At 54.6% G+C, this 25,912-nt stretch carries 21 protein-coding genes and 3 tRNA genes; 6 read left to right on the top strand and 18 right to left on the bottom strand.

What is annotated here, in order from left to right; genetic code table 11:
* Positions 1–94 precede the first annotated feature (94 nt).
* The 8 genes from DOU50_RS07380 to nagB all read right to left on the bottom strand — a co-directional run bounded on the left by DOU50_RS07380 (position 95) and on the right by nagB (position 6,535).
* Positions 95–169: transfer RNA gene (locus tag DOU50_RS07380), tRNA-Gln, on the bottom strand.
* Between the two features lie 23 nt (positions 170–192).
* Positions 193–277: transfer RNA gene (locus DOU50_RS07375), tRNA-Leu, on the bottom strand.
* A gap of 8 nt (positions 278–285) precedes the next feature.
* Positions 286–362, bottom strand: a tRNA-Met gene (locus DOU50_RS07370).
* Between the two features lie 226 nt (positions 363–588).
* The gene (gene asnB / locus DOU50_RS07360; protein WP_014069343.1) at positions 589–2,253 is read right to left on the bottom strand and encodes an asparagine synthase B; all 1,665 of its coding nucleotides are present in this window, start codon (positions 2,251–2,253) and stop codon (positions 589–591) included.
* A gap of 249 nt (positions 2,254–2,502) precedes the next feature.
* Positions 2,503–3,255 carry a ribonucleotide monophosphatase NagD gene (gene nagD, locus DOU50_RS07355; protein ID WP_023310763.1) on the bottom strand — a complete coding sequence of 251 codons (753 nt, stop codon included), beginning with the start codon at positions 3,253–3,255 and terminating at the stop codon, positions 2,503–2,505.
* A gap of 45 nt (positions 3,256–3,300) precedes the next feature.
* Entirely contained in the window at positions 3,301–4,521 is a 1,221-nt protein-coding gene (nagC, locus tag DOU50_RS07350; RefSeq protein WP_024907025.1) for a DNA-binding transcriptional regulator NagC, read from the bottom strand.
* 8 nt (positions 4,522–4,529) lie between these two features.
* Positions 4,530–5,678, bottom strand: coding sequence for an N-acetylglucosamine-6-phosphate deacetylase (gene nagA, locus DOU50_RS07345; RefSeq protein WP_048991079.1), 1,149 nt, complete (start codon positions 5,676–5,678; stop codon positions 4,530–4,532).
* Between the two features lie 56 nt (positions 5,679–5,734).
* Positions 5,735–6,535: a glucosamine-6-phosphate deaminase gene (gene nagB / locus DOU50_RS07340; protein ID WP_023310765.1), complete on the bottom strand. Its 801-nt coding sequence runs from the start codon at positions 6,533–6,535 to the stop codon at positions 5,735–5,737.
* A 329-nt stretch (positions 6,536–6,864) separates the two neighbouring features.
* On the opposite strand from nagB, the gene nagE reads away from it, so the two are divergent.
* From nagE to chiQ, 4 genes are all read left to right on the top strand, one after another.
* On the top strand, positions 6,865–8,886 hold the full coding sequence (nagE, locus tag DOU50_RS07335; protein ID WP_024907027.1) for an N-acetylglucosamine-specific PTS transporter subunit IIBC: 2,022 nt from the start codon (positions 6,865–6,867) through the stop codon (positions 8,884–8,886).
* Between the two features lie 169 nt (positions 8,887–9,055).
* Complete coding sequence (gene glnS, locus DOU50_RS07330) at positions 9,056–10,723, top strand: glutamine--tRNA ligase (RefSeq protein ID WP_148769133.1); 1,668 nt, start codon at positions 9,056–9,058, stop codon at positions 10,721–10,723.
* 446 nt (positions 10,724–11,169) lie between these two features.
* Positions 11,170–12,567: a chitoporin ChiP gene (gene chiP / locus DOU50_RS07325; protein WP_148769132.1), complete on the top strand. Its 1,398-nt coding sequence runs from the start codon at positions 11,170–11,172 to the stop codon at positions 12,565–12,567.
* A gap of 47 nt (positions 12,568–12,614) precedes the next feature.
* Positions 12,615–12,944, top strand: coding sequence for a ChiQ/YbfN family lipoprotein (chiQ, locus tag DOU50_RS07320; protein WP_024908817.1), 330 nt, complete (start codon positions 12,615–12,617; stop codon positions 12,942–12,944).
* A gap of 95 nt (positions 12,945–13,039) precedes the next feature.
* On the opposite strand, the gene fur is transcribed toward chiQ, so the two are convergent.
* The 4 genes from fur to ybfF form a co-directional block, all read right to left on the bottom strand.
* Positions 13,040–13,486 carry a ferric iron uptake transcriptional regulator gene (gene fur / locus DOU50_RS07315; protein WP_023310771.1) on the bottom strand — a complete coding sequence of 149 codons (447 nt, stop codon included), beginning with the start codon at positions 13,484–13,486 and terminating at the stop codon, positions 13,040–13,042.
* Between the two features lie 290 nt (positions 13,487–13,776).
* Positions 13,777–14,307 (bottom strand): flavodoxin FldA, encoded by a 531-nt coding sequence (gene fldA / locus DOU50_RS07310; protein ID WP_008501067.1) that lies wholly within the window; start codon positions 14,305–14,307, stop codon positions 13,777–13,779.
* Between the two features lie 155 nt (positions 14,308–14,462).
* Positions 14,463–14,750, bottom strand: coding sequence for a LexA regulated protein (gene ybfE, locus DOU50_RS07305; RefSeq protein ID WP_024908816.1), 288 nt, complete (start codon positions 14,748–14,750; stop codon positions 14,463–14,465).
* A gap of 128 nt (positions 14,751–14,878) precedes the next feature.
* Positions 14,879–15,652, bottom strand: coding sequence for an esterase (ybfF, locus tag DOU50_RS07300; RefSeq protein WP_024908815.1), 774 nt, complete (start codon positions 15,650–15,652; stop codon positions 14,879–14,881).
* Between the two features lie 183 nt (positions 15,653–15,835).
* On the opposite strand from ybfF, the gene seqA reads away from it, so the two are divergent.
* On the top strand, positions 15,836–16,384 hold the full coding sequence (gene seqA / locus DOU50_RS07295) for a replication initiation negative regulator SeqA (protein WP_008501070.1): 549 nt from the start codon (positions 15,836–15,838) through the stop codon (positions 16,382–16,384).
* Positions 16,385–16,408: 24 nt separating this feature from the next.
* On the top strand, positions 16,409–18,049 hold the full coding sequence (gene pgm / locus DOU50_RS07290) for a phosphoglucomutase (alpha-D-glucose-1,6-bisphosphate-dependent) (RefSeq protein WP_148769131.1): 1,641 nt from the start codon (positions 16,409–16,411) through the stop codon (positions 18,047–18,049).
* A 104-nt stretch (positions 18,050–18,153) separates the two neighbouring features.
* Here pgm and potE read toward each other — a convergent pair whose 3' ends face one another.
* The 6 genes from potE to DOU50_RS07260 all read right to left on the bottom strand — a co-directional run.
* A complete protein-coding gene (gene potE / locus DOU50_RS07285) occupies positions 18,154–19,467 on the bottom strand; it encodes a putrescine-ornithine antiporter (RefSeq protein ID WP_014831099.1) in 1,314 nt (437 codons plus the stop codon).
* Entirely contained in the window at positions 19,464–21,662 is a 2,199-nt protein-coding gene (gene speF / locus DOU50_RS07280; RefSeq protein WP_032649529.1) for an ornithine decarboxylase SpeF, read from the bottom strand. The genes potE and speF overlap by 4 nt, the downstream gene beginning before the upstream one ends.
* Positions 21,663–21,917: 255 nt before the next feature.
* Positions 21,918–22,022 (bottom strand): leader peptide SpeFL, encoded by a 105-nt coding sequence (gene speFL, locus DOU50_RS07275; RefSeq protein WP_003858645.1) that lies wholly within the window; start codon positions 22,020–22,022, stop codon positions 21,918–21,920.
* Positions 22,023–22,300: 278 nt separating this feature from the next.
* Positions 22,301–22,978: a two-component system response regulator KdpE gene (gene kdpE, locus DOU50_RS07270; protein WP_024908812.1), complete on the bottom strand. Its 678-nt coding sequence runs from the start codon at positions 22,976–22,978 to the stop codon at positions 22,301–22,303.
* Positions 22,975–25,662, bottom strand: coding sequence for a two-component system sensor histidine kinase KdpD (gene kdpD, locus DOU50_RS07265; protein WP_024908811.1), 2,688 nt, complete (start codon positions 25,660–25,662; stop codon positions 22,975–22,977). The genes kdpE and kdpD overlap by 4 nt, the downstream gene beginning before the upstream one ends.
* Positions 25,663–25,912 (bottom strand): potassium-transporting ATPase subunit C (locus DOU50_RS07260; protein ID WP_148769130.1); only part of this gene is annotated, 250 nt, incomplete at its 5' end. It abuts the gene before it with no gap.

Genomic DNA, 25,912 nt, shown 5'->3' with positions numbered 1-25,912 from the left:
TGGATTCGAACCAGGGAATGCCGGTATCAAAAACCGGTGCCTTACCGCTTGGCGATACCCCAATACCGCGGAGAACCGCAAAATCGAAGAAATATGGCTGGGGTACCTGGATTCGAACCAGGGAATGCCGGTATCAAAAACCGGTGCCTTACCGCTTGGCGATACCCCATCCGTGCAACGCTTACCCGGGAATGGTGCGGGAGGCGAGACTTGAACTCGCACACCTTGCGGCGCCAGAACCTAAATCTGGTGCGTCTACCAATTTCGCCACTCCCGCAAAAAAGATGGTGGCTACGACGGGATTCGAACCTGTGACCCCATCATTATGAGTGATGTGCTCTAACCAACTGAGCTACGTAGCCATCTTTTTTCGCGTTACCTTATCGGCGTTGCGGGGCGCATTATGCGTATAGACCCTTGCAGCGTCAACACCTTTTTCAACGAAAATAGCCGGAATGTGACTGTTTGGTTAGGTTGCGAACAGCGTGACCGAATATTCGGCAATTATTGGTTATTAATCGTTTTTAGCTGTGCAAAAGCGGGGCAAAAAAAATCAGGCCCCGCAGGGCCTGATGATGAAATACGCGATTATTTGTAGGCTGACTGGTGAACGCCTACCGCACGTCCTGACGGATCGTTCATGGATTTGAACGATTCATCCCATTCAATCGCTTTGGCAGACGAGCAGGCGACGGACGGGCCACCCGGCACACACTCCGCAGCGCTCGGTACCGGGAACAATTCTTCAAAAATTTCACGGTAGAGATACGCTTCTTTCGAACCCGGCGTGTTGTACGGGAAGCGGAAGCTTGCGGTTTCCAGCTGCTGGTCAGAAACCTGTTTCGCCGCGACCTCTTTCAGGGTGTCGATCCAGCTATAACCTACGCCATCAGAGAACTGCTCTTTCTGACGCCACGCCACGCTCGCCGGCAGGTAGGATTCAAAACATTCACGCAGGATATGTTTTTCCATTTTGCCGTTGCCGCACATCTTGTCCTGCGGGTTGATGCGCATCGCCACGTCGAGGAATTTCTTATCCAGGAACGGCACGCGCGCTTCCACGCCCCAGGCGGACATCGCTTTGTTGGCACGCGCACAGTCGAACATGTGCAGCGCCTGCAGTTTACGCACGGTCTCTTCGTGCAGCTCTTTGGCATTCGGCGCTTTGTGGAAGTACAGGTAGCCGCCAAACACTTCGTCAGAACCTTCACCGGAGAGCACCATCTTGATGCCCATCGCTTTGATCTTACGTGACATCAGGTACATCGGGGTCGAGGCGCGGATGGTGGTCACGTCATAGGTTTCAATGTGATAGATCACATCGCGGATCGCATCCAGACCTTCCTGCACGGTGAAATGAATTTCATGGTGCACGGTCCCCAGGTGGTTTGCCACTTCCTGCGCGGCTTTCAGATCAGGTGCGCCTTCCAGGCCCACGGCAAAGGAGTGCAGCTGTGGCCACCAGGCTTCTGAGCGCTCCTGATCTTCCACGCGACGGGCCGCGAATTTCTTGGTGATCGCGGAGATCACGGAGGAGTCCAGACCGCCAGAGAGCAGCACGCCGTACGGCACGTCGGACATCAGGTGGCTTTTCACGGAATCTTCCAGCGCCTGACGCAGCTCGGCTTTGTCCGTGACGTTGTCTTTTACCGCGTCGAAATCGAACCAGTCACGCTGATAATATTGACGGATCTCGCCGTCTTTGCTCCACAGGTAGCTGCCTGCCGGGAACTCTTTGATGGTGCGGCAGACCGGTACCAGGGCTTTCATTTCAGAGGCAACGTAGAAGTTGCCATGCTCATCGTGGCCCATGTACAGCGGGATAATGCCGATATGGTCGCGGCCAATCAGGTAAGCGTCTTTTTCGCTGTCGTACAGCGCGAAGGCGAACATGCCCTGCAGGTCGTCCAGGAACTCAGGCCCTTTCTCCTGATAAAGCGCCAGGATCACTTCACAGTCAGAACCGGTCTGGAACGCGTAGCGGTCGCCGTATTCGGCGCGCAGCGCCTGGTGGTTGTAGATCTCACCGTTGACAGCCAGCGCGTGCGTTTTTTTCTCGTTATACAGCGGCTGTGCACCGGCGTTGACGTCAACAATAGACAGACGTTCGTGAGCCAGAATCGCTTTGTCACTGGCGTAAACGCCTGACCAGTCCGGTCCGCGATGGCGCATCAGGCGGGACAGTTCGAGTGCCTTTTTACGCAGTTCGCCTGCGTCAGTTTTAATATCCAGTACGCCAAAAATTGAACACATAACCTTCTCCGTTAACCCTGTTGCTTTGTAATGTTGCTTGCTTATGAAAATGCCGCAAAGGGGCAGGGCGCGCAAGCGTTTTACGGGTGAAAACGGAAATAGTGCAATGGTGGTTGCCGATCTGTGAAAAATGCGTATGTCATGAGCGCTTTTATTGATGATTATGCAATGAAAGTGCTTTTCCGTTAGATGCAGCTGTGTTTTACAGGCGAGAAAATAAAAAACCACGCCCTGAGGCGTGGTTCGGAATCAGATAATGTCGATTTCGTCGACGGAGGGGTAAATCCAGCTTGGCCGGAACGGCATCGAATCAATGTCATCAAGCTGAGAGACGCCAGAGAGGACCAGAATCGTCTCCAGACCCGCCTGGAAACCGGCCAGAATATCGGTGCGCAGGTTGTCGCCGACAATCACGGTTTCTTCAGAGTGGGCCTGCATTTTATTTAGCGCGGCACGAATGATCCACGGGCTCGGTTTCCCGACAACGAACGGCTGACGACCAGAGATTTTTTCGATACCGGCACACAGAGCGCCGCAGGCCGGATAAAAACCGCGGCCGTGGGTATCCGGGTTGGTGGCGATAAAGCGCGCACCGCTGGCGACAAAGTATGCAGCTTTATGCATCATCTCCCAGTTAAAGGATCGCGTTTCGCCAACAATCACAAAGTCCGGGTTGACGTCGGTGATGGTAAAGCCCGCTTTGTATAGTTCATGGATCAGCGCACCTTCACCCACCACGTAGGCTTTTTTCCCTTCCTGACGCTTCAGAAAATCCGCCGTGGCCATCGCCGAGGTATAAAACACGCTGTCCGGGACATCTACACCCGCCGTGGCAAAGCGGTTTGCCAGATCCTGACCGGTCTGAGAAGGGTAGTTCGTGAGAAGAACCAGAGGCATTCCTTTGTCGATGATGCGGTGAAGAAACTCCGCAGCACCCGGCACGGCAACGTTGTCGTGCATCAGCACGCCGTCGATATCACAAATTACATTCTTAATGGTCATGGACAGTCCGACATTAAAAAAAGAAGGCGTTACTATAAGGTCCGATCAACTTTCCAGCAAATGCTGCAGCAGAATTCCGTTGAGCATGGCGCGTTTGACCAGCGCGAACGCGCCAATCGCCGAGCGATGGTCAAGCTTTGAACGAACCACCGGAAGATTCTGGCGGAATGCTTTCAGCGCCTGGGTGTTAATACAGCCTTCAATCGCGGGGAGCAGCACCTTTTCCGCTTCCACAATTTCACCGGCGATCACCACTTTTTGTGGGTTAAACAGGTTAATGGCGATGGCGATAGTTTTCCCCAGATGGCGCCCCACCTGCTCGATTACTTCACAGGCCAGCGCGTCGCCTTTATTAGCGGCTTTGCAGATGGTGCCTATTTTGCAGTCGTCCAGCGTGACGCGGCTTTGGTAACCCTGTTCAAGCAGATGGCGGACGCGCTGCTCGATGGCCGTGTTGGCGGCGATGGTTTCAAGACAGCCGAAATTGCCGCAGTGGCAGCGCTCCCCAAGGGGCTCAACCTGAATGTGGCCAATCTCACCGACGTTACCGTTGCGACCAATAAAAATACGGCCGTTAGAGATAATGCCCGCGCCCGTTCCGCGGTGAACGCGCACCAGAATAGAGTCTTCACAGTCCTGGCTCGCACCAAAGTAGTGCTCCGCCAGCGCCAGCGAGCGAATATCGTGGCCCACAAAGCAGGTCACTTTAAAACGCTTTTCCAGTGCATCGACCAGCCCCCAGTTTTCAACCGGAATGTGCGGCATATAGCGGATCACGCCGCTTTCCGGGTCGACCAGGCCGGGCAGAATTACGGAGATAGCGATGAGTTCGCGGATCTTGCGCTGACAGCTTTCAATAAACTGCGCGATGGTATTCAGCAGCGCATGCTCCAGCGTCTCCTGGGTGCGCTCCGGAAGAGGGTAGTGCTCTTCCGCGATGGCTTTACTGCTCAGATCGTATAGCGTGAGCGTGGTGTCATGACGGCCCAGACGGACGCCAATTGCCTGAAAATTACGGGTTTCAGTAATAATGGAGATGGCGCGACGGCCTCCGGTGGAGGCCTGCTGATCGACTTCTTTGATCAGACCGCGCTCAATAAGCTGGCGGGTAATTTTTGTCACGCTGGCGGGTGCAAGCTGGCTTTGTTCGGCTATCTGAATTCGCGAGATGGGGCCGTGTTGGTCAATCAGGCGATATACCGCCGCACTGTTAAGTTGTTTAACGAGATCGACATTACCGATTTGAGCTTGTCCGCCAGGTGTCATACTTTTACTTACTCAGTGACGACCTCGTTACCATTAACGATGGTCTTAATAATTTTATAATCGTGTGTGAATGCCGTCAGGTTTGCAACCATACCTGGTGCAATTCCGCCGAGCTGTTTATCTACGCCCATTGCGCGAGCCGGATAAAGGGTTGCCATACGCAGGACTTCATCAAGCGCAATCCCGCAATGCTCAACCAGGTTACGCACCCCTTCAATCATGGTCAAAGAGGAACCACTCAGCGTACCGTTTTCATCAACACACAGTCCATTGCGGTAGTATATTGTTTTACCGGCAAAAATGAACTGCTCAATATTTGCACCTGCCGGTGCAGTGGCATCCGTCACCAGACAAAGCTTGTCACCTTTCAGCCGCTTAGCATTGCGAATGTTGGTGTAATCAACGTGTAAGCCGTCAGCAATAATACCGCAGTAGACGTCTGGCTCATCCAGAATCGCCCCGACCAGACCCGGTTCACGGCCTGTGATATACGGCATGGCGTTGTAAAGGTGCGTCGCGAAGGTAATGCCCGCGCGGAAACCGGCTTTCGCTTCTTTCAGCGTCGCGTTTGAGTGACCGGCTGAAACGATAATCCCGGCGGCAGCAAGTTTGCTGATGACATCCGTACCCGTCATTTCAGGTGCCAGCGTCACTTTGGTGATCACATCGGCGTTGGCACACATGTAGTCAACCAGCTCCGCATCAGGCTTACGCACGTAATTCGGGTTATGCGTTCCTTTCTTGACCATGTTCAGCCATGGCCCTTCAAGGTGCAGACCCAGCGCCTGATTAGGATGTTTGGCCAGATATTCACGCATCACACGGATACCCTGCTTCATCAGCTCATCACTGCTGGTGATGAGCGTTGGCAGATAGCTGGTGCAGCCCGATTTCTCATTGGCTTTTTGCATGATCTCCAGCGTTTCGACCGTTACCGCCTCGGCGGTATCATTGAATTGCACACCGCCGCAGCCGTTGAGCTGAACGTCGATGAAACCGGGGGAGATTACTGCTCCATTGAGTGAGCGTTGTTCAATCTCCGGTGGCAGTTCTGCCAGCGGGCAAACACGTTCAATCAGGCCATCAGCGATAACAATCGCATGGTCATCCAGAATTTCATGGCCGGTATAAATCCGACCGTGGGTTAAAGCGTACATAACGACCCCCGGTTAAAAAAAAGCGGCCGCCTCCTGATGAAGAGGCGGTTATTCAATTACAGACCTTTGATATTCTCGGCTTCTAACTCGTTGAAGTATTTCAGCGTTTTTACCTTCAGCTCCATCGTGGACGGTTCGTCACAGACGATGACGGATTTCGGATGCAGCTGCAGGCAGCTGATGGTCCACATATGGTTAACGTTGCCTTCAACGGCAGCCTGGAGCGCCTGCGCTTTCACGCCGCCCAGCACCAGAATCATCACTTCTTCGGCATCCAGCAGGGTGCCTACGCCTACGGTCAGGGCGTATTTTGGAACCTGGTTAACATCGCCGTCAAAGAAGCGGGAGTTTGCCACGCGCGTGTCATGGGTCAGCGTTTTAATACGGGTGCGGGAAGCCAGAGATGACGCCGGTTCGTTAAACGCGATATGACCATCATTACCTACACCACCCATGAACAGGTGGATCTTACCGTAAGAACGGATTTTTTCTTCATACTGACGGCATTCTGCGTCAATATCCGGCGCGTTTCCATTCAGCAGGTTAATATTTTCAGATGGAATATCAACGTGATCAAAGAAATTGCGGTGCATAAAGCTATGGTAGCTTTCCGGGTGGTCTTTCGGTAAGCCAACGTATTCATCCATATTGAAGGTGACAACATGTTTGAAGCTAACCTGGCCTGCTTTATGCATCTCAACCAGCGCCTTATAGGCTGTCAGCGGCGTGCCGCCTGTTGGAAGTCCAAGAACGAAAGGACGATCGGCAGTCGGCTTGAATGCGTTAATGCGGTTTACGATATGGCGAGCGGCCCATTTACCAACTTGTTCAGCAGTTGCCAGGGGAATCAGTCTCATTGTTCACCTCGAGAGTTAAAGTAGAAGAGTGGGCGGATGGCTATCGGAACCTGATACTTAAGCGTAACCTGGAAACTTTCAGGCCGGATCAATCCGTCTTGATTTTTTGAATGATAAAATAAGTTTTCGCTGTTAGCCAGTATAAGGGAGGGTGAATAACGATATTTGGTGACAAAAATCACAAAAAGTACGCGTTTAATTTGCGATACGAATTAATTTTTCACACACTCACAATGCCAGTGAATCATCAACTGTATCTATAGTTCGTGACACAATAAAAAAACAGAGCTGAGAACATGCCTTAAACGGGGTCTCATAGGGGGAAGAAAGTGAGTATTCTAGGTTATTTACAAAAGGTTGGTCGCGCACTGATGGTGCCGGTCGCCACGCTGCCTGCCGCAGCCATCCTGATGGGTGTCGGCTACTGGATCGACCCCAACGGCTGGGGTAATACCAGCGCGCTGGCGGCGTTCTTTATCAAGTCGGGCTCTGCCATTATCGACAACATGTCCGTGTTGTTTGCTATTGGTGTGGCTTATGGTATGTCCAAAGACAAAGACGGTGCCGCTGCGCTGACCGGTTTTGTCGGTTTCCTTGTGTTAACCACTCTCTGCTCACCGGCAGCGGTGGCCATGATCCAAAAAATCCCGGCGGACCAGGTTCCGGCGGCATTTGGTAAGATCAGTAACCAGTTTGTCGGTATCCTTGTGGGTATCATCTCCGCTGAACTGTATAACCGCTTCAGCAGCGTAGAGCTGCCAAAAGCGCTCTCCTTCTTTAGCGGCCGCCGTCTGGTCCCCATCCTGACCTCGTTTGTGATGATCGTTGTTGCGTTCATCATGATGTACGTCTGGCCGATGATCTTCGACGGTCTGGTGAACTTCGGTGAGCACATCCAGAAACTGGGTTCTGTCGGTGCGGGCGTGTACGCGTTCTTTAACCGTCTGCTGATCCCGGTCGGTCTGCACCACGCGCTGAACTCTGTATTCTGGTTCGATGTTGCCGGTATTAACGATATTCCTAACTTCCTGGGTGGCGCACAGTCCATCGAAGCAGGTAAAGCGGTTGTCGGTATCACCGGTCGTTACCAGGCTGGCTTCTTCCCGATCATGATGTTTGGTCTGCCGGGAGCTGCGCTGGCTATCTACCACTGCGCGCGTCCAGAGAACAAAGCGAAAGTGCTGGGTATCATGATGGCGGGGGCGTTCGCGGCCTTCTTCACCGGTATCACCGAGCCGCTGGAGTTCTCCTTCATGTTCGTGGCGCCAGTTCTGTATGTGATCCATGCTGTGCTGACCGGTATCTCCGTGTTCATCGCTGCCAGCATGCACTGGATTGCCGGTTTCGGCTTCAGTGCGGGTCTGGTGGATATGGTGCTTTCTTCCCGTAACCCGCTGGCGACCCACTGGTGGATGCTGATTCCACAAGGTCTGGTGTTCTTCGCGATCTACTACATGGTGTTCCGTTTCACTATCACCAAATTCAACCTGATGACCCCGGGTCGTGAGCTGGCCGTGGCCGGTAGCGAAGCGGATGGTCAGGATGTGAACGTGAGCGGTGCTCAGGATCAGGACGTTTCAGGTCTGGCGCGTCAGTACATCGCCGCTGTTGGCGGTTCTGACAACCTGACCGGTATCGACGCCTGTATCACCCGTCTGCGTCTGAACGTGAAAGATTCTTCCCTGGTGAACGAAGCGCTGGCCAAACGTCTGGGTGCTTCCGGTGTTATCCGCCTGAACAAAACCAGCGTGCAGATTATCGTTGGCTTCGTGGCAGAGAAAATTGCTAACGCCATGAAAACCACCGGTCCGGTAGCCGCAGCAGAAGCTTCTGCCGCACCTGCCGCCGCGCCAGCGGCTGCAAAACCGCAGGCAGTACCTAACGCCAAAACGGTAGCCGCGCTGGTTTCACCGGTAACCGGTGAAGTCGTTGCGATTGAGCAAGTGCCTGACGAAGCCTTCGCCAGCAAAGCGGTCGGTGACGGTGTGGCGGTGAAACCAACGGAAAAAACCGTTGTGTCTCCGGCGGCCGGTACCATCGTGAAAATCTTCAACACCAACCACGCGTTCTGCCTCGAAACCGAAAATGGTGCGGAGATCGTTGTCCATATGGGTATCGATACCGTTGCGCTGAACGGTCAGGGCTTTACTCGCCTGGTGGAAGAGGGCGCTGAAGTGGTGGCAGGGCAGCCGATTCTGGAAATGGATCTGGACTTCCTGAACGCCAACGCGCGCTCCATGATAAGCCCGGTGGTTTGCAGCAACATTGACGACTTCAGCGGTCTGGTCATCCAGGCGAAAGGTCAGGTTGTTGCGGGTCAAACACCGCTATATGAGATTAAAGGCAAGTAATCGCTCCTGAGTAGAGTCATGCCTTAAGCGGCGGGGGATATCCTCCGCCGCTTTTTTTTGCAGCAAATGCCCCCATTATTTTCTTCAGAGACGTTTTAAGGGTTGTCACTACGTCCGGCTTATAAGATCATACGCCGTTATACGTTGTTTACGCTTTGAGGAATCCACGATGAGTGAGGCAGAAGCCCGCCCGAGTAACTTTATTCGTCAGATCATCGATGAAGATCTGGCCAGTGGTAAGCACACCACAATCCATACCCGTTTCCCGCCGGAGCCGAACGGCTACCTGCACATCGGGCATGCAAAATCTATCTGCCTGAACTTTGGCATTGCCCAGGACTACCAGGGCCAGTGCAACCTGCGTTTCGATGACACCAACCCAGTAAAAGAAGACATCGAATACGTTGAGTCCATTAAGAACGATGTCCAATGGCTGGGCTTCAACTGGTCTGGCGATATCTGCTACTCCTCTGACTATTTCGATCAGCTGTACGCCTATGCGGTAGAGCTTATCAACAAAGGTCTGGCGTATGTCGACGAGCTGTCTGCTGACGAAATCCGCGAATACCGCGGTACGCTGACCGCGCCGGGCAAAAACAGCCCGTTCCGCGATCGCAGCGTGGAAGAGAACCTGGCGCTGTTTGAAAAAATGCGTGCCGGCGGCTTCGAAGAAGGCAAAGCGTGCCTGCGTGCCAAAATCGACATGGCGTCTCCGTTCATCGTGATGCGCGATCCGGTGCTGTACCGCATCAAGTTCGCAGAACACCACCAGACCGGTAACATGTGGTGCATCTACCCGATGTACGACTTCACCCACTGCATCAGCGATGCGCTGGAAGGTATTACGCACTCCCTGTGTACGCTGGAGTTCCAGGACAACCGTCGTCTGTACGACTGGGTGCTGGATAACATCACCATTCCTGTGCACCCGCGCCAGTACGAGTTCTCTCGTCTGAATCTGGAATACACCGTGATGTCCAAGCGAAAGCTGAACCTGCTGGTGACCGACAAGCACGTTGAGGGCTGGGATGACCCGCGTATGCCTACCATTTCTGGTTTGCGTCGTCGTGGTTACACTGCCGCGTCTATTCGTGAGTTCTGCAAACGTATCGGCGTGACCAAGCAGGATAACACCATTGAGATGGCTTCCCTGGAATCCTGCATTCGTGAAGATCTCAACGAAAACGCCCCGCGCGCGATGGCGGTTATCGACCCGGTGAAACTGGTCATCGAAAACTATCCGCAGGGTGAAAGCGAGCTGGTCTCCATGCCTAACCATCCGAACAAACCGGAAATGGGAAGCCGTGACGTGCCGTTCAGCGGCGAGATCTGGATTGACCGCGCTGACTTCCGCGAAGAAGCCAACAAGCAGTACAAGCGTCTGGTGCTGGGTAAAGAAGTGCGTCTGCGTAATGCTTACGTCATCAAAGCCGAGCGCGTTGAAAAAGATGCGGAAGGGAATATCACCACCATCTTCTGTTCTTATGACGCTGAAACGCTGAGCAAAGATCCTGCTGACGGCCGTAAAGTGAAGGGCGTTATCCACTGGGTGAGCGCATCCCACGCGCTGCCGGTAGAAATTCGTCTGTACGATCGTCTGTTCAGCGTGCCTAACCCGGGGGCGGCGGAAGACTTCCTGGCGACCATCAACCCGGAATCGCTGGTGATCAAGCAGGGTTATGCGGAGCCTTCTCTGAAAGCCGCTGAAGCGGGCAAAGCGTTCCAGTTCGAACGTGAAGGTTACTTCTGCCTGGACAGCCGTTACAGCACCGCGGAAAAACCAGTATTTAACCGTACTGTAGGTCTGCGTGATACCTGGACGAAGATCGGCGAATAATATTGCTGCTCTGGTCAATGAGAGACAAACGCCGCACTGTGCGGCGTTTTTTTATTTAACGATCAGAGTATTAAGCCAGGGCCTAAAGAGGTGTCATGAAAATATCAGGTCAATGAGGTGCTACTTATTTTTTAAAAAAAAGTTTGTGCCATTGCGAAAATCAAAAATGTTACATAAAAGGAAAGAGATTCCACGTCTACCCACTGAAATACCTGATAATTCCCCGTCATTCCTCGCCTTCCCGTAAATGTTACAAAGCACTACCAATTATGTGCACTTCGTCATAATCCTGACTTTTGTCCGCTAAAAAGCATTGATAATTCGCGTCGCGAAAAATAACCTAAAGACGGTAGTTAATTCGAGGGTATTTAAAACTACCCCTGACCATTTGGTCTTTTTTATTTACGCCGTTTCAGGCGTTTTAATTCGTCAAAGAGGAATAATCTATGCGTACGTTCAGTGGCAAACGTAGTGCGCTGGCGCTGGCTATTGCCGGTGTGACAGCAATGTCGAGCCTGGTGATTGCGCCAGAGGCAAAAGCAGCGGGTTTCATCGAAGATTCTACCCTCACGGGCGGTATTTATTACTGGCAGCGTGAGCGTGACCGTAAAGACGTCACTGAAGATAAATACAAAACCAACCTTTCTCACTCCACCTGGAACGCCAACCTGGACTTCCAGTCAGGCTATGCCGCGGATATGTTCGGTCTGGATATTGCTGCGTTCACCGCGATTGAAATGGCGGAAAACGGCGACAGCGGCCACCCGAACGAAATCGCCTTCTCCTCCAGCAACAAAGCCTATGATGAAGACTGGTCCGGGGATAAGAGCGGTATAAGCCTTTACAAAGCCGCGGCGAAATTTAAATACGGTCCGGTATGGGCGCGCGGCGGTTATATTCAGCCAACTGGCCAGACTCTGTTAGCGCCGCACTGGAGCTTTATGCCGGGTACCTATCAGGGTGCGGAAGCGGGGGCTAACTTTGACTACGGTGATGCGGGTGCGTTGAGCTTCTCCTATATGTGGACCAACGAGTACAAAGCGCCTTGGCACATCGAGATGGACAAGTTCTACCAGAACGATAAAAAAACCAAAGTCGATTACCTGCACTCGCTGGGCGCGAAATACGACTTCAAAAACGATCTGGTGCTTGAAGCGGCATTTGGTCAGGCACAAGGCTATATCGATCAGTACTTTGCCAAGGCCAGCTATAAGTTTGATGTCGCGGGTAGCCCGCTGAGTACCAGCTACCAGTTCTACGGTACGCGCGATAAAGTCAGTAACGGTGGGGTCAATGACATTTATGACGGCACCGCGTGGCTGCAGGCACTCACCTTCGGCTACAAGGTTGGCCAGGTTGATTTGCGTCTGGAAGGCACATGGGTGAAGGCGGAAGGGCAGCAGGGCTACTTCCTGCAGCGTATGACTCCGACCTACGCCTCCTCCAACGGCCGTCTTGATATCTGGTGGGATAACCGCTCAGACTTCAACGCCGACGGCGAGAAAGCGGTCTTCTTCGGTGCAATGTACGACCTGAAAAACTGGAACCTGCCTGGCTGGGCGGTGGGCGCTTCTTACGCTTACGCCTGGGACGCAAAACCTGCCGATATGGCAACACCGGACGCATACTACGATCCCAACTATCGCCTGAAAGAGTCTTCCTACAGCCTGGATGCAATCTATACCCTGCAGGATGGCCGCGCGAAAGGCACGATGTTCAAACTGCACTTCACCCAGTATGACAACCACTCCGATATCCCGAGCTATGCGGGCGGTTACGGCAACATCTTCCAGGATGAACGTGACGTGAAATTCATGGTTATCGCCCCATTCACCATCTTCTGATAAACGCACCGGCGGGCTGAGTCCCGCCGGTATGGAGACTGTATATGATGAAAAAAATCGTAGTCGTCGCGTTGCTGGCATCAGGGCTGGTGGCGTGTGCTCAGACTCAGGCACCAAAAGAGGACTCCCGTCTGAAGGAGGCGTATAGCGCCTGCATTAATACTGCGGAAGGTTCGCCGGAGAAAATTGAAGCCTGTCAGAGCGTGCTAAACGTGCTGAAGAAAGAGAAAGCGCATGAGCAGTTCGCGACGCAGGAAAATGTCCGCGTAATGGATTACCAGGCCTGTATCCAGGCGCGTAAAACCGGTAACGATCAGGAAGTGGCGAAGCGTTGCGACCAGATTTGGAAAGAAATTCGAAGCAATAACAGTAAGTAACTCGCTGTTATCATGCCCGGTGGCGCTGCGCCACCGGGCATTTTTTTAGGCAAAAAAAGCCAACCTTACGGCTGGCTCAGAGTATGAACACTTGTTTATTTCGCGTCGTGCGCGTGGTCGTCTTCGCGGCAATCGCCTTCAGCACAATGACCGTAAAGGTACAGGCTGTGGTTGGTCAGGCGGATGCCATGACGCGCGGCGATTTCACGCTGGCGTGATTCGATGGAATCATCGCTGAATTCAATGACCTTGCCGCAATCGAGGCAGATCAGGTGATCGTGGTGCTGCTGCTGGGTCAGTTCGAAAACAGATTTACCGCCTTCGAAATTATGACGGGTAACAATGCCCGCGTCATCAAACTGGTTCAGCACGCGATAGACGGTAGCCAGCCCAATCTCTTCACCCATGTCGATAAGACGTTTATAAAGGTCTTCCGCACTGACATGGTGATTGTCTGGACCCTGAAGCACTTCAAGGATTTTTAACCGAGGAAGCGTAACTTTCAGGCCAGCCTTCTTTAATGCGGTATTGTTGTCAGTCATGCGGAATCTGTCCTGTTGCTAAACGATTCACTTCTGTAGGAAGTGACAGAAAATGCACCTGGGATAATGCGTCTCATTATAGAACTGCCATGGCTAAATGAAAACTGCAAGTCTCAGGCAAAATATGCTTATAAAAATGGGGTATCACCAACAAACTTGCTCAATGGAAAACCACATTTTATCAGGGAGACATTGTACAGGTCTGGGCGAAAAAGTTAAAAGATTGTAGCGATTAATTTAATCGGTTTGACCTGGGGCATGGGCGCAACCGCAGTTGCGCCGCGAAATAATCAGGCGTTCAGAATATCGTCCAGGTGCAGTTCTTCACGGATCTGCTTCACCCACTTCTCAACACGCTCGGCGGTCAGTTCTGGCTGACGGTCTTCGTCGATGGCCAGACCCACGAAGTGATCGTCATCGGCCAGGCCTTTAGACGCTTCGAAGTGGTAACCGGCGGTCGGCCAGTGGCCTACAATAACCGCGCCATTCGGCTCAATGATGTCGCGGATGGTGCCCAGCGCGTCACAGAAGTATTCGGCGTAATCTTCCTGATCGCCACAGCCAAACAGGGCGACCAGCTTACCGTTGAAGTCGACCTCTTCCAGCGTCGGGAAGAAATCATCCCAGTCGCACTGGGCTTCACCGTAGTACCAGGTTGGGATACCCAGCAGCAAAATGTCATAGCCTTCCAGATCTTCTTTGCTGCTCTTGGCGATGTCATGCACATCAGCAACGTCTTTACCGAGCTGTTTTTGAATGTTTTTTGCGATATTTTCAGTATTGCCGGTATCACTGCCAAAGAAAATGCCGATGATTGCCATGAGTAAAATAACCTCTTGAAACTTAATAGTATGGTGGCGCAATTCGGCCACGGATAAGGGCAATAATAGCAGAACTGGCAACCCTGCGGAAACAGCTATCGCGCAGGACTGCACTCTGTGCTACATGAAAAGGGCGATAAAGGGGATTTTCAGACTTATGCCTGGCCGCGTAACGTTTCAAGCTGAGCGATCAACATCTCTTCAATGAGTTCACTGCGGCTGATATTTCGCGCGTCGGCCAGCTCGTTCAGCGCATCGACGGCGTCGGCGTTAAGCTTCAGTTCGACACGCTTAAGCCCACGATTTTTATCGCGTTTAAGCTGGTTGCGTTTATTGATACGCAGCTGTTCATCGCGCGAAAGCGGATTCGTCTTGGGTCGTCCCGGGCGACGCTCATTCGCGAACAGATCTAGTGTCGTACGGTCCGTTTGTTCTTTGGCCATGATTCTGAGACTTCGGGGGAAACACGCCGCCCTGCTAATGCCCGGGCGATAAGCGCGCCATCATACATCACCAAAAACGGCACGCCAACGACTGGACGCCTGCAGCCTTCCAGTCGCTTTCTTTTTAATCAATTTGCAGTATCAGCAAGATAGCGGCGAATGGCGCGCAGCACGGCGTCAGGTTTTTCCGCATGCACCCAGTGCCCGGCACCGGCAATAACGTGGGCGCGAGCCTGCGGGAATTGGGCCAGCAGCGTGTCGCGGTACGCGTCGGTTACGTAAGGTGAGTTTCCGCCGCGAATAAAGAGGGTAGGGTGCGGCCAGGCGGGGACGGTTTTCCAGCCCACGATGTTGTTGTACTGGTCCCAGAGCACCGGCACGTTAAAACGCCATTGCCCGTCAACAAACGACTTCAGCAGGAACTGCACGACGCCTTCTTCATCAAGATGCTCACGCATGACGGCAGCCGCCTGTTGGCGTGTCGCGACACCCGCTTCTGTGACCGCATTAATGGCGGCAAAAATCTCGTCGTGACGACGGACGTCATAATCCACGGGCGCGACGTCAATTACCACCAGGCCGCTAATACGGTCCGGGGCCAGTGCCGTCAGGGCCATCACCGCTTTACCACCCATTGAATGCCCGATCAGCGTTACCTTCTGCAGGCTATGTGCGTCCAGCGTATCCAGCAGGTCCTGCGCCATCGCCGCGTAGGTCATCTCGTCCGAACGCCCGGAAAGACCGTGATTGCGCATATCGACCTGTAAAATATCATGGTCGGTAACCAGATCGCGTGCCAGCACGCCCAGGTTATCCAGGCTGCCAAAAAGCCCGTGAACCAGTACGATGGGAGAATTATTGTTCGGCGATTGTGCAGTTTGCGCTCGGGTATTCAATTTCATGGCAAAGTTCTTTTTTTACGTATGTCAGGTTAGGGTATCATGTTGACCATTCTGCCGCCCGGCTGCAAGGTTCCAGTTTAATCTGACTTTTGCCGCCAACCTGGTTTGACGCTATCCGCTGTTGGGATTTGACCTTATAATCCCAATGACTTGTATTCAGATAAGATATCGCACTGGATTAAGATGAAAACAATCGAAGTTGATGACGAACTCTATCAGTATATTGCCAGCCAGACGCGGCATATCGGGGAGAGCGCGTCCGACATTTTACGGCGCATGCTTAAAATTTCCGCCGCTTCACAGCCTGCTACCCCAGTCACCAAAGATGTCGTGTCTCAGCCGAGCGTTGTTGCACAAGCAAAACCTGCCGTGACGCCGGCAAAAGATAAAGTGCGCGCGATGCGCGAGCTGCTGCTCTCCGATGAATACGCGGAACAGAAAAAGGCGGTTAACCGCTTTATGCTGGTGCTGTCTACACTTTATTCACTGGATAACAAAGCGTTTGCTGAAGCGACCGAGTCGCTGCACGGTCGTACTCGCGTCTATTTCGCGGGCGACGAGCAGACGCTGCTGCAAAATGGCAATCAAACCAAACCCAAACATGTTCCTGGCACCCCGTACTGGGTGATCACCAATACCAATACGGGCCGCAAGTGCAGCATGATTGAACACATCATGCAGTCCATGCAGTTCCCGGCGGAATTGATTGAAAAGGTTTGCGGTACAATTTAACCCTTGCATCAGAAGGACCCGGTAATGGCAAATCACAGCCGTGCAGGCCAACCTGCACAACAAAGCGATTTGATTAACGTCGCTCAGCTGACCGCGCAGTATTACGTGCTGAAGCCGGTCGTGGGCAACGCAGAACACGCAGTGAAGTTTGGTACATCTGGTCACCGCGGCAGCGCGGCGCGCCACAGCTTTAACGAACCGCACATTCTGGCCATTGCTCAGGCCATTGCGGAAGAGCGCGCTAAAAACGGCGTTACCGGTCCGTGCTACGTGGGGAAAGATACCCATGCCCTGTCTGAACCGGCGTTCATCTCTGTTGTGGAAGTGCTGGCTGCAAACGGCGTCGATGTCATTGTTCAGGAGAACAATGGCTTCACCCCAACGCCTGCGGTCTCTAACGCCATCCTGGTACACAACAAAAAAGGTGGCGCGCTGGCTGACGGTATCGTTATCACGCCATCCCACAACCCGCCGGAAGACGGTGGCATCAAATACAACCCGCCTAACGGTGGCCCGGCCGACACCAACGTCACCAAAGTGGTCGAAGATCGTGCGAACGTCTTGCTGGCTGACGGCCTGAAAGGCGTGAAGCGCATCTCTCTGGATGCGGCCATGGCGTCCGGCCACGTGAAAGAGCAGGATCTGGTTCAGCCGTTCGTGGAAGGGCTGGCGGATATCGTCGATATGGCGGCCATTCAGAAAGCCGGCCTGAAGCTGGGCGTGGATCCGTTGGGCGGCTCCGGTATCGAATACTGGAAGCGTATTGCCGAGCACTACAAGCTGGATCTGACCATCGTGAACGATCACGTCGATCAGACCTTCCGCTTTATGCACCTGGACAAAGACGGCGCGATCCGCATGGACTGCTCCTCCGAGTGCGCAATGGCGGGCCTGCTGGCGCTGCGCGATAAATTCGATCTGGCGTTTGCTAACGACCCGGATTACGACCGCCACGGTATCGTCACCCCTGCCGGGCTGATGAACCCGAACCACTATCTGGCGGTTGCGATTAACTACCTGTTCCAGCACCGTCCGCAGTGGGGAAAAGAGGTGGCCGTCGGTAAGACGCTGGTTTCCTCGGCGATGATCGACCGCGTGGTGGACGCGCTGGGCCGCAAGCTGGTGGAAGTGCCGGTGGGCTTCAAATGGTTTGTTGACGGTCTGCACGACGGCAGCTTTGGCTTCGGTGGTGAAGAGAGCGCGGGGGCCTCTTTCCTGCGTTTCGACGGCACGCCATGGTCAACCGATAAAGACGGCATCATCATGTGCCTGCTGGCGGCGGAGATCACCGCGGTCACCGGTAAAAACCCGCAGGAACATTACAATGATCTGGCGGCACGCTTTGGTGCACCAAGCTATAACCGTATTCAGGCTAGCGCGACGTCAGCTCAGAAAGCGGCCCTGTCCAAACTCTCTCCGGAGATGGTCAGCGCAAGCACCCTGGCAGGTGACCCGATCACCGCGCGTCTGACGGCGGCACCGGGCAACGGTGCCTCCATTGGTGGGCTGAAAGTGATGACCGAAAACGGCTGGTTCGCCGCGCGTCCATCCGGTACGGAAGATGCGTATAAAATCTATTGCGAAAGCTTCCTCGGCGCTGAGCACCGTCAGCAGATTGAGAAAGAAGCGGTAGAGATTGTCAGCGAAGTGCTGAAAAACGCGTAAGTGCGGTTTGGGTGCGGGCTGATGCCCTCACCCCGGCCCTCTCCCACAGGGAGAGGGAGAAAACAATAAAAACGGCAACCCTTGGGTTGCCGTTTTGCTTTTACCTAACTGTGCTTATTCTTCAATTCAAACCGTGGTGACACCAGACCGTACAGCGTCCAGCCCATAAAGGTCACCATCGCGCCATACAGCATCGCTTCCTGGCCGGATGAGTAGAGCGCGTAGAAGCTGTAGATTGCCCCAATCAGCGCCACGATATTCGCCGCACGCGCTTTGCGCGGATCCACCTTCGCGACTTTCTGAATAATCACCAGCGCCGCCATCGACAGAATATACGGAATGATATTTGTCACGACCGCCAGGTTGACCAGCACGTTGAACTGGCTGTTCAGCGACGGGCTAATGGTCATCAGCGACAATCCGCTCTGGAAGATGACAATCGCCAGCATGCCCTGCACCGGTGCATCCGCTTTGGTCACGCGGGAGAAGATTTTTGGAAAGTAACCTTCATCAGCCGAAGATTTAAACACCTGTGCGATGGTGAACTGCCACCCAAGGAGTGAACCGCAGCAGGACATCACCATCAGACCCATGATCACTTTCCCGACTTCCGGAGTGAACATCTGCGCGAAGGCCAGCCCGAACGGCGCCGTGGAGTTGGCCAGATCCATATTCGGTACGATGCCCGCAATGACGTTAGTCGAGACGATATAGATCACCGCCGCGCCCAGCGTTCCGCCAAGGACCGCAATCGGCACGTTCTTTTCAGGATTCTCCACCACTTCCGCGTTCGCGCAGGCGGATTCCAGCCCCAGGAAAGCCCAGAGCGTCATAGCGATAGAAGAGCCCACAGCGGTAAAGAAAGGCACATGGTGCGGGTTCCAGGAGTTGGCGTACAGCGTCGGGCTGAACCAGAACCAGCCGATGATGCACAGGCCGACAACCGGGATAATCACGCCCCAGACGGTGATACTGGAGAGCTGTCCGGTGATACGAGCGCCGCCAAAATTAGCCACGGTGCAGATCCACAGAACCCCGATGGTCGCCAGCCCAATTTGTACCGGGCTGAGCGTCGCGCCAAACAGCTCCGTACCGTAACCCACCGCGGAGATGGCAATCGCCACGTTGGCGATCAGCAGCGATACGCCGTAGGTGTAGTTGGCCATAAAGTTGCCCGACTTGCCAAAGGCGTATTCGGCATAGCCCCCCATCCCGCCTGACTTACGGCTGAACATCCCGCACTTGGCGAACGCCCACGCCAGCGCCATTGAACCGACTGCCGTCACCAGCCAGGAGATGATAGAGATGGTACCCACCTCTGCAAGCTTGGTGGGCAGCATGATAATCCCGGAGCCCATCATGTTCACCATGGTGAGGATGGTCAGCTGCACCACGCCCATCTTATTGGACTTACTCATAATTTCTCTCCTTTCAGCAGCGCGGGCTGAGCGGCGGGTTGTTTGATGACATTGCAGCGAACCTGTTTGCGGCCCTCACACTCCTCGACGTACACGCCCTGCAGCTCCGGCGCGAAGCCCGGCAGAAGGTTGATGCCTTCTTCCAGGGCGGCAAAGTAGCGCAGCACGGAACCGCCCCAGACTTCCCCTGGGACAACACACAGCACCCCCGGCGGATAAGGAAGTGCGCCTTCGGCGGCGATGCGGCCTTCCGCGTCGCGCAGGGAGACTAGCTCAACTTCACCGCGCAGATAGGCGTAGTTCGCGTCCTGCGGGTTCATCATCACGCGTGGGAAGTGAGACTTGCGGAACATCTCTTTCTGCAGCTGTTTCACGTTGTGACGGGCGTACAGGTCATGCATCTCCTGGCAGATCTGGCGCAGGGTGTAATCCGCGTAACGTTCCGGATGCTGTTTGTAGAGAGAAGGCAGGACCTCTTTCAGCGGAACATCGCTCTCGAGCAGTTTTTCGAAGCGCACCAGCTGGGCCACCAACTGTTGAAGTTTGCCCATATCTTCCGCAGGCGTGAGCAGGAACAGGATCGAGTTGAGATCGCATTTTTCCGGCACGATGCCGTTTTCACGCAGGAAGTTGGCAAGGATAGTGGCGGGCACGCCGAAGTCGTCATACTCCCCGGTGCGGGCGTTAATGCCCGGCGTGGTCAGCAGGAGCTTGCATGGGTCGATAAAATACTGATGCTCTGCGTAGCCTTCAAAAGCGTGCCAGTTTTCACCCGGTACGAAGTGGAAGAAGCGCAGATCGGTTGCAATCTCCGCCGTGTCCCAGCTTTCCCACGGACGGCCATCCACCGTCTCCGGCACGAAGGGACGCAGATACTGGCAGTTCTCCAGGATCAGCTTGCGCGCTTCGATACCGTTCACCACGCAGTCCATCCACATGTTGCGGCCGCTCTGGCCTTCATGCATACGGGCGTTAATGTCCAGCGCGGCAAACAGCGGATAGAACGGGCTGGTGGAGGCGTGCATCATAAAGGCATTATTCAGCCGCTTATGCGGGACATAGCGCTGCTGGCCTTTGATATGGCTGTCTTTCTTGTGAATTTGCGAGGTCTGGGAGAAGCCTGCCTGCTGTTTATGCACGGACTGGGTGACCAGGATCCCCGGATCGTTTTCGTTCAGCTCCAGCAGCAGCGGCGAGCAGTCGGCCATCATCGGAATAAACTGCTCGTAACCCACCCAGGCCGAGTCAAACAGGATGTAATCACACAGGTGCCCAATCTTATCTACCACCTGACGGGCGTTATAGATGGTGCCATCGTAGGTACCCAGTTGGATCACCGCCAGACGGAACGGACGCGCATCGCGTGCACGGCCCGGCGCCACCTCTGCCACCAGCTCTCGTAGATAACTCTCTTCAAAGCAGTGGGCGTCAATGCCACCAATGAAGCCGTACGGGTTACGCGCGGTTTCGAGATAGACCGGCGTTGCGCCAGCCTGGAGGAGGGCACCGTGATGGTTAGATTTGTGGTTGTTACGGTCGAAGAGTACCAGGTCGCCCGGGGTGAGCAGGGCGTTAAGCACCACTTTGTTGGATGACGAGGTGCCGTTCAGCACGAAGTAGGTCTTATCGGCATTAAAGACCTTCGCCGCATGTTGCTGCGCAATGCACGGCGCGCCCTCGTGAATCAGCAGATCGCCCATTGCGACGTCGGCGTTACACAGATCGGAGCGGAAAAGCGTCTCGCCAAAGAAATCAACGAACTGATTACCGGCTGGATGGCGGCGGAAGAACTGGCCGCCCTGATGCCCCGGGCAGTCAAACGCACTGTTGCCCTGCTTCACGTAGTCGACCAGTGCGCGGAAAAACGGCGGGCGCAGTTGGGTTTCGTACTTCAGGGCCGCTGCTTCCAGCTGGCGTCCATAAAAGTCGTTGCTGGTGTCTGAATACTCAAATACGCCATGAATGCGCGATAAATAGTCTGCCGGAATGATCTCTTCTTTATGCGTCGCGACAAAAACAGGAATGCCAAAACCGGTGGCTTCTATTTCGTCCAGGATACCGCTGGCAATATCCGTTACCGCCAGAACAATGGCGGCAACATCAATATAATCAGAAGCGCGGACATCCACCAGTTCACGCTGGGTGGTAAAGCAATCCGGACAGGCACGGCTGGCTGCGATTTTTAAACTTTTCATCTTTCTCTCTTTATTTTAGGTAATAAACGTCCCTCGATTTCTTGCAAGAAAGAAATCGATAATTTTCCGGAAAAAAAAGCAAAGGGTGGCCGCTGATTTAAATCAGTGAATTGCTTTTTTGATGATTGAAATTCAGTCCGCCCGGTGCGGATGAGTCTGAATCAAGATGAATGAGCGCACGGGTTCACAGGCAAAAGCCTGTAAAATAAGATGTTTCAGGATGGCCTGTAAGCGAGTGCGCCAGAAGTCGAAGGACTACCGGGCATTAAAGAGATGAAAGTCAAAGCAGTTTCGGTGGGCAAACATCATGATATGTGTTGTCCGCCTTATATGGGGCATTAAGCGATTGTTGTTTTCCATGATTCATTTTCCTTTCAGTAATTGAAAGCATGGTCATTTTATCCAGGAAAAGGCGATTAACCGTGAGGTAGATCACCGATAATCGATCAAATCAGAAATAAATATTCGTTTTAGATGAATATTGCAGATCAAAATTCTGATTTGTTGATGGTGCGTTAATGGGTTGTTTTATCAATGTTTTAAATGAGCAAAAATAACCCGTAAAAATAACGTATGGGTTATTTGTGAAATATTTTCTGAGGGGTTGAGTTTTATTTAGAAATAAAATGAATAGTTATTCAAAGCATAAACCGATAACCGATACCGGTTTCAGTTAATAGATGGCGAGGGCGAGCGGGGTCGACTTCGAGTTTCTGACGAAGATGTCCCATATATATGCGTAAATAATGACTATGTTCCACAGCGTTGGGTCCCCACACCTGACTTAACAGTTGGCGTTGGGTGAGTACCTTACCGTGGTTGTTGAGCAGTACGGCGAGCAGGCGAAATTCTATCGGCGTGAGGTGAATCTCCTCATCGCCGCGCACAATGCGCCGCGCGGCCAGGTCAACCCGGATATCCCCAAACGTGTAGGTTGGGTCCGCAGGCGTGGTTGCGCTGTGGCGACGCAGCGCCACGCGAAGGCGGGCCTGTAGTTCGCCGATCCCAAAAGGTTTAATCAGATAGTCATCCGCCCCGGCATCCAGCGCCGCGATTTTATCCGTCTCTTCAGTACGGGCGGAGAGCACGAGGATCGGCATCTGGCTCCACTGACGGACTTCCCGGATAAAATCGATGCCGTCACCGTCCGGTAGGCCAAGATCGAGGATCACCAGGTCCGGCTTGCGGGTAGCGGCTTCAATTAAACCCCGCTGAAGCGTACCCGCATCATGAACGCGCAGACCGTCTCCTTCCAGCGCAGCGCGCAGAAAACGGCTAATGGCGATCTCATCTTCAACAATCAGAACGTTGATCACAAATCCTCTGGTAATTCATTAAGTTCTGGCGGGGTTTCCAGAGGAAGTGTAACACAAAACCGCGCGCCGCCTTCCGGACGATTCTCTGCGGAAATGGTCCCGCCATGGACGTCAATGATCGCCTGGCAAATCGCCAGCCCCAGCCCCACGCCTGGAATGGCCGACTCCTTATTGCCGCGTGCGAATTTTTCGAAAATAGCCAGCTCCTGCCCGGCTGGGATGCCGGGGCCGGTATCCCAGACGTCAAGACGAAGCGTACCATCGTCCACCGTCGCATCCACCCCAATCCGGGCGCTGGAGCCCGCATATTTGCCGGCGTTCTCCAGCAGGTTGATCAGCACCCGCTCAAACAGCGGACCGTCGACGTGAATTAACGTCAGAGGCTCGGGCATGTTCAGCGCGATATGTCGCCCACCCAGGCCGGGTTCGAGCATTTTCAGGGCGCTGCCCACCACCTCTTCCAGCGTGAGCCACTCTTTTTTGAGGTTAAAACCGCCTGACTGGATACGCGCCATATCGAGCAGGTTATTCACCAGGCGCGTGGTATTCAGCACATGCTGGCGGATCTCGCTGGCCTGAAGGGCGTGTTTAGAGCCTTCCGCCGCCAGGTCCAGCGTCAGGATTTCTGACTGACCAAACAGGACGGTGAGCGGGGTACGCAGATCGTGCGAGAGCGCCGCCAGCAGCGAGTTACGAATGCTTTCACGCTCGCTCGCCAGACGGGCCTGTTCCTCGCTGGCGGTGAGAGCCAGTCGTTCCAGCGCGCTGGCAACCAGCAGCGTAAACGTCTCCAGTAAACGCTGCTGTTCGGGGATCATCAGCTGGCGCAGGTTGGAAGGCTCTACGATGACCAGCCCCTGATTTTTATCGGCACTGCGCAGCGGCAGAATTTGATAGGGCACGCCGGGGAGGGTGTCGGTCCCTGCGCCCGCCGGTAAGCCTTTGTCAAAGCTCCAGCGCGCGATGGCTTCGTCCCAGGGCGTCATGCCGCTGGCCGAGGTCAGCGGGCGCAGCTTACCGTGTTCGTCCGGGAGTAAAATCAGGTTGCTGGCATGAAACGTCGAGCGAATAAACTGCTCGCTGGTCTGCACGATATCCAGCGGCGTACGGCCCACCGCCAGCGATTTAGACATCTCGTAGAGATGGCGCGTACGCTGTTCGCGATAGCGGGCGATGCGTGCCTGGTAGCGTACGCCCGCCGTCAGATTCCCGATCACCAGCCCGACGGTGAGCATCACCGCAAAGGTGAGAATGTATTGTACGTCCGAGACGGCGAGCGTCCCGCGGGGAGCAATAAAGAACAGATCGAAGCTGATGACGTTGACAACCGTCGCCAGTACCGACGGCCAGCGCCCGTAAAAGAGCGCCACCACCACCACGCCAAGAAGGTAGATCATCACCAGGTTGGCGGCATCAAACGCAATCAGCCACTGGCTGGCAATGACGGTAATCAGGGCGCAGAGCACGACGGCGACAAGACAGCCGCGAAGCTGAATGCGCCATTTATCGCTGAAGGTGCGGCTGTCCGGCGCGCGATTCGGTAAGGGGGTAGGTTTGTCATCCAGCGCCACGATCACCAGATCCAGATCCGGCGCACGACGAGCCAGCTTGTCGGCAAAGGATTCGCGGCTAAACCAGCGGCGATGCTGGCGACGGCCAATGACGATTTTCCCCAGGTTGTGCTCGCGCGCGTAGCGCAGAATGGCTTTATCTTCCTGCGGATCGGAAAGCGTCGCGGTTTCGGCACCCAGCTCCTGTGCCAGGCGCAGCGAACTCAGGATCGCGCGACGCTGGTTTTCGGGCAGCGCGTGCAGCTGCGGCGTTTCGACATATACCGCATGCCAGACGCTGCCAAATTTGGCAGCGAGGCGCGCGGCGGTGCGGACAAGCTTTTCGTTGCCGCTGCCGTGGCCGACGCACAGCAGGATGGCATCCCGCGTGTGCCAGACGCGTTCCTGGCCCTGCAGGTCGCGCCAGGCGCGCATCTGATCGTCCACCCGGTCGGCGGTTCGGCGCAGGGCCAGCTCGCGCAGGGCTATCAGGTTGCCTTTACGGAAGAAATGTTCGATGGCGCGTTCGGCCTGGCCGGCGATATAGACTTTGCCTTCATGCAGGCGCTGGCGCAAATCATCGGGGGGCAGGTCGACCAGCACCACCTCGTCCGCGGAATCAAAGAAGGGGTCGGGCACCGTCTCGCGCACCTGAATGCCGGTCACGCCGCTGACCACGTCGTTCAGGCTTTCAAGATGCTGAACGTTAACCGTGGTGAATACATCGATGCCGGCTTCAAGTAGTTCTTCAACATCCTGCCAGCGTTTTGGGTGGCGTGAGCCAGGCGCATTGCTGTGCGCCAGTTCGTCCATCAGGATAAGGGCGGGACGGCGGGCGAGGGCGGCATCGAGATCGAATTCGGTGACTAACCGACCGCGATGGCTGATGCGGCGGGGCGGCTGGGTAGCCAGCCCCTTCAGCAGCGATGCCGTCTCTTTACGTCCGTGGGTTTCAACCACGCCGATCAAAATATCGAGCCCCTGCGCCCGAAGCCGCTGGGCTTCCGTCAGCATGGCGAAGGTTTTCCCGACGCCCGCGCAGGCGCCGAAGAAAATTTTCAGTTTGCCACGATGGGCTTCAGCCGTCTGTTCAAGCAGCCTGTCCGGATCCGGGCGCATGGGCTCGTCGGTCATTTAGTTTTTCCTTAGCGCGTCCAGCGCCAGATTCAGCTCAACAATATTTACCACGGGCATGCCGATGAAGCTGACCAGCGGCTTTTGCGTGTGCTCTGCAACCAGCTGGCTCACCTGTTCGACGCTCAGCTGGCGGGCGGCGGCGACGCGCGGGATCTGCCATGCCACGGCTGCCGGCGTCAGGCTGTAGTCCAGCCCGCTGGCCGAGGCGGTCACCAGCTCCACGGGTACTTCCCGGCTGGCCTGTGGA

It is taken from the genome of Enterobacter sp. C6 (genome assembly GCF_008122455.1).
Classification (GTDB): domain Bacteria; phylum Pseudomonadota; class Gammaproteobacteria; order Enterobacterales; family Enterobacteriaceae; genus Enterobacter; species Enterobacter pseudoroggenkampii.
This window is presented reverse-complemented; position numbering and strand designations above follow the sequence as displayed.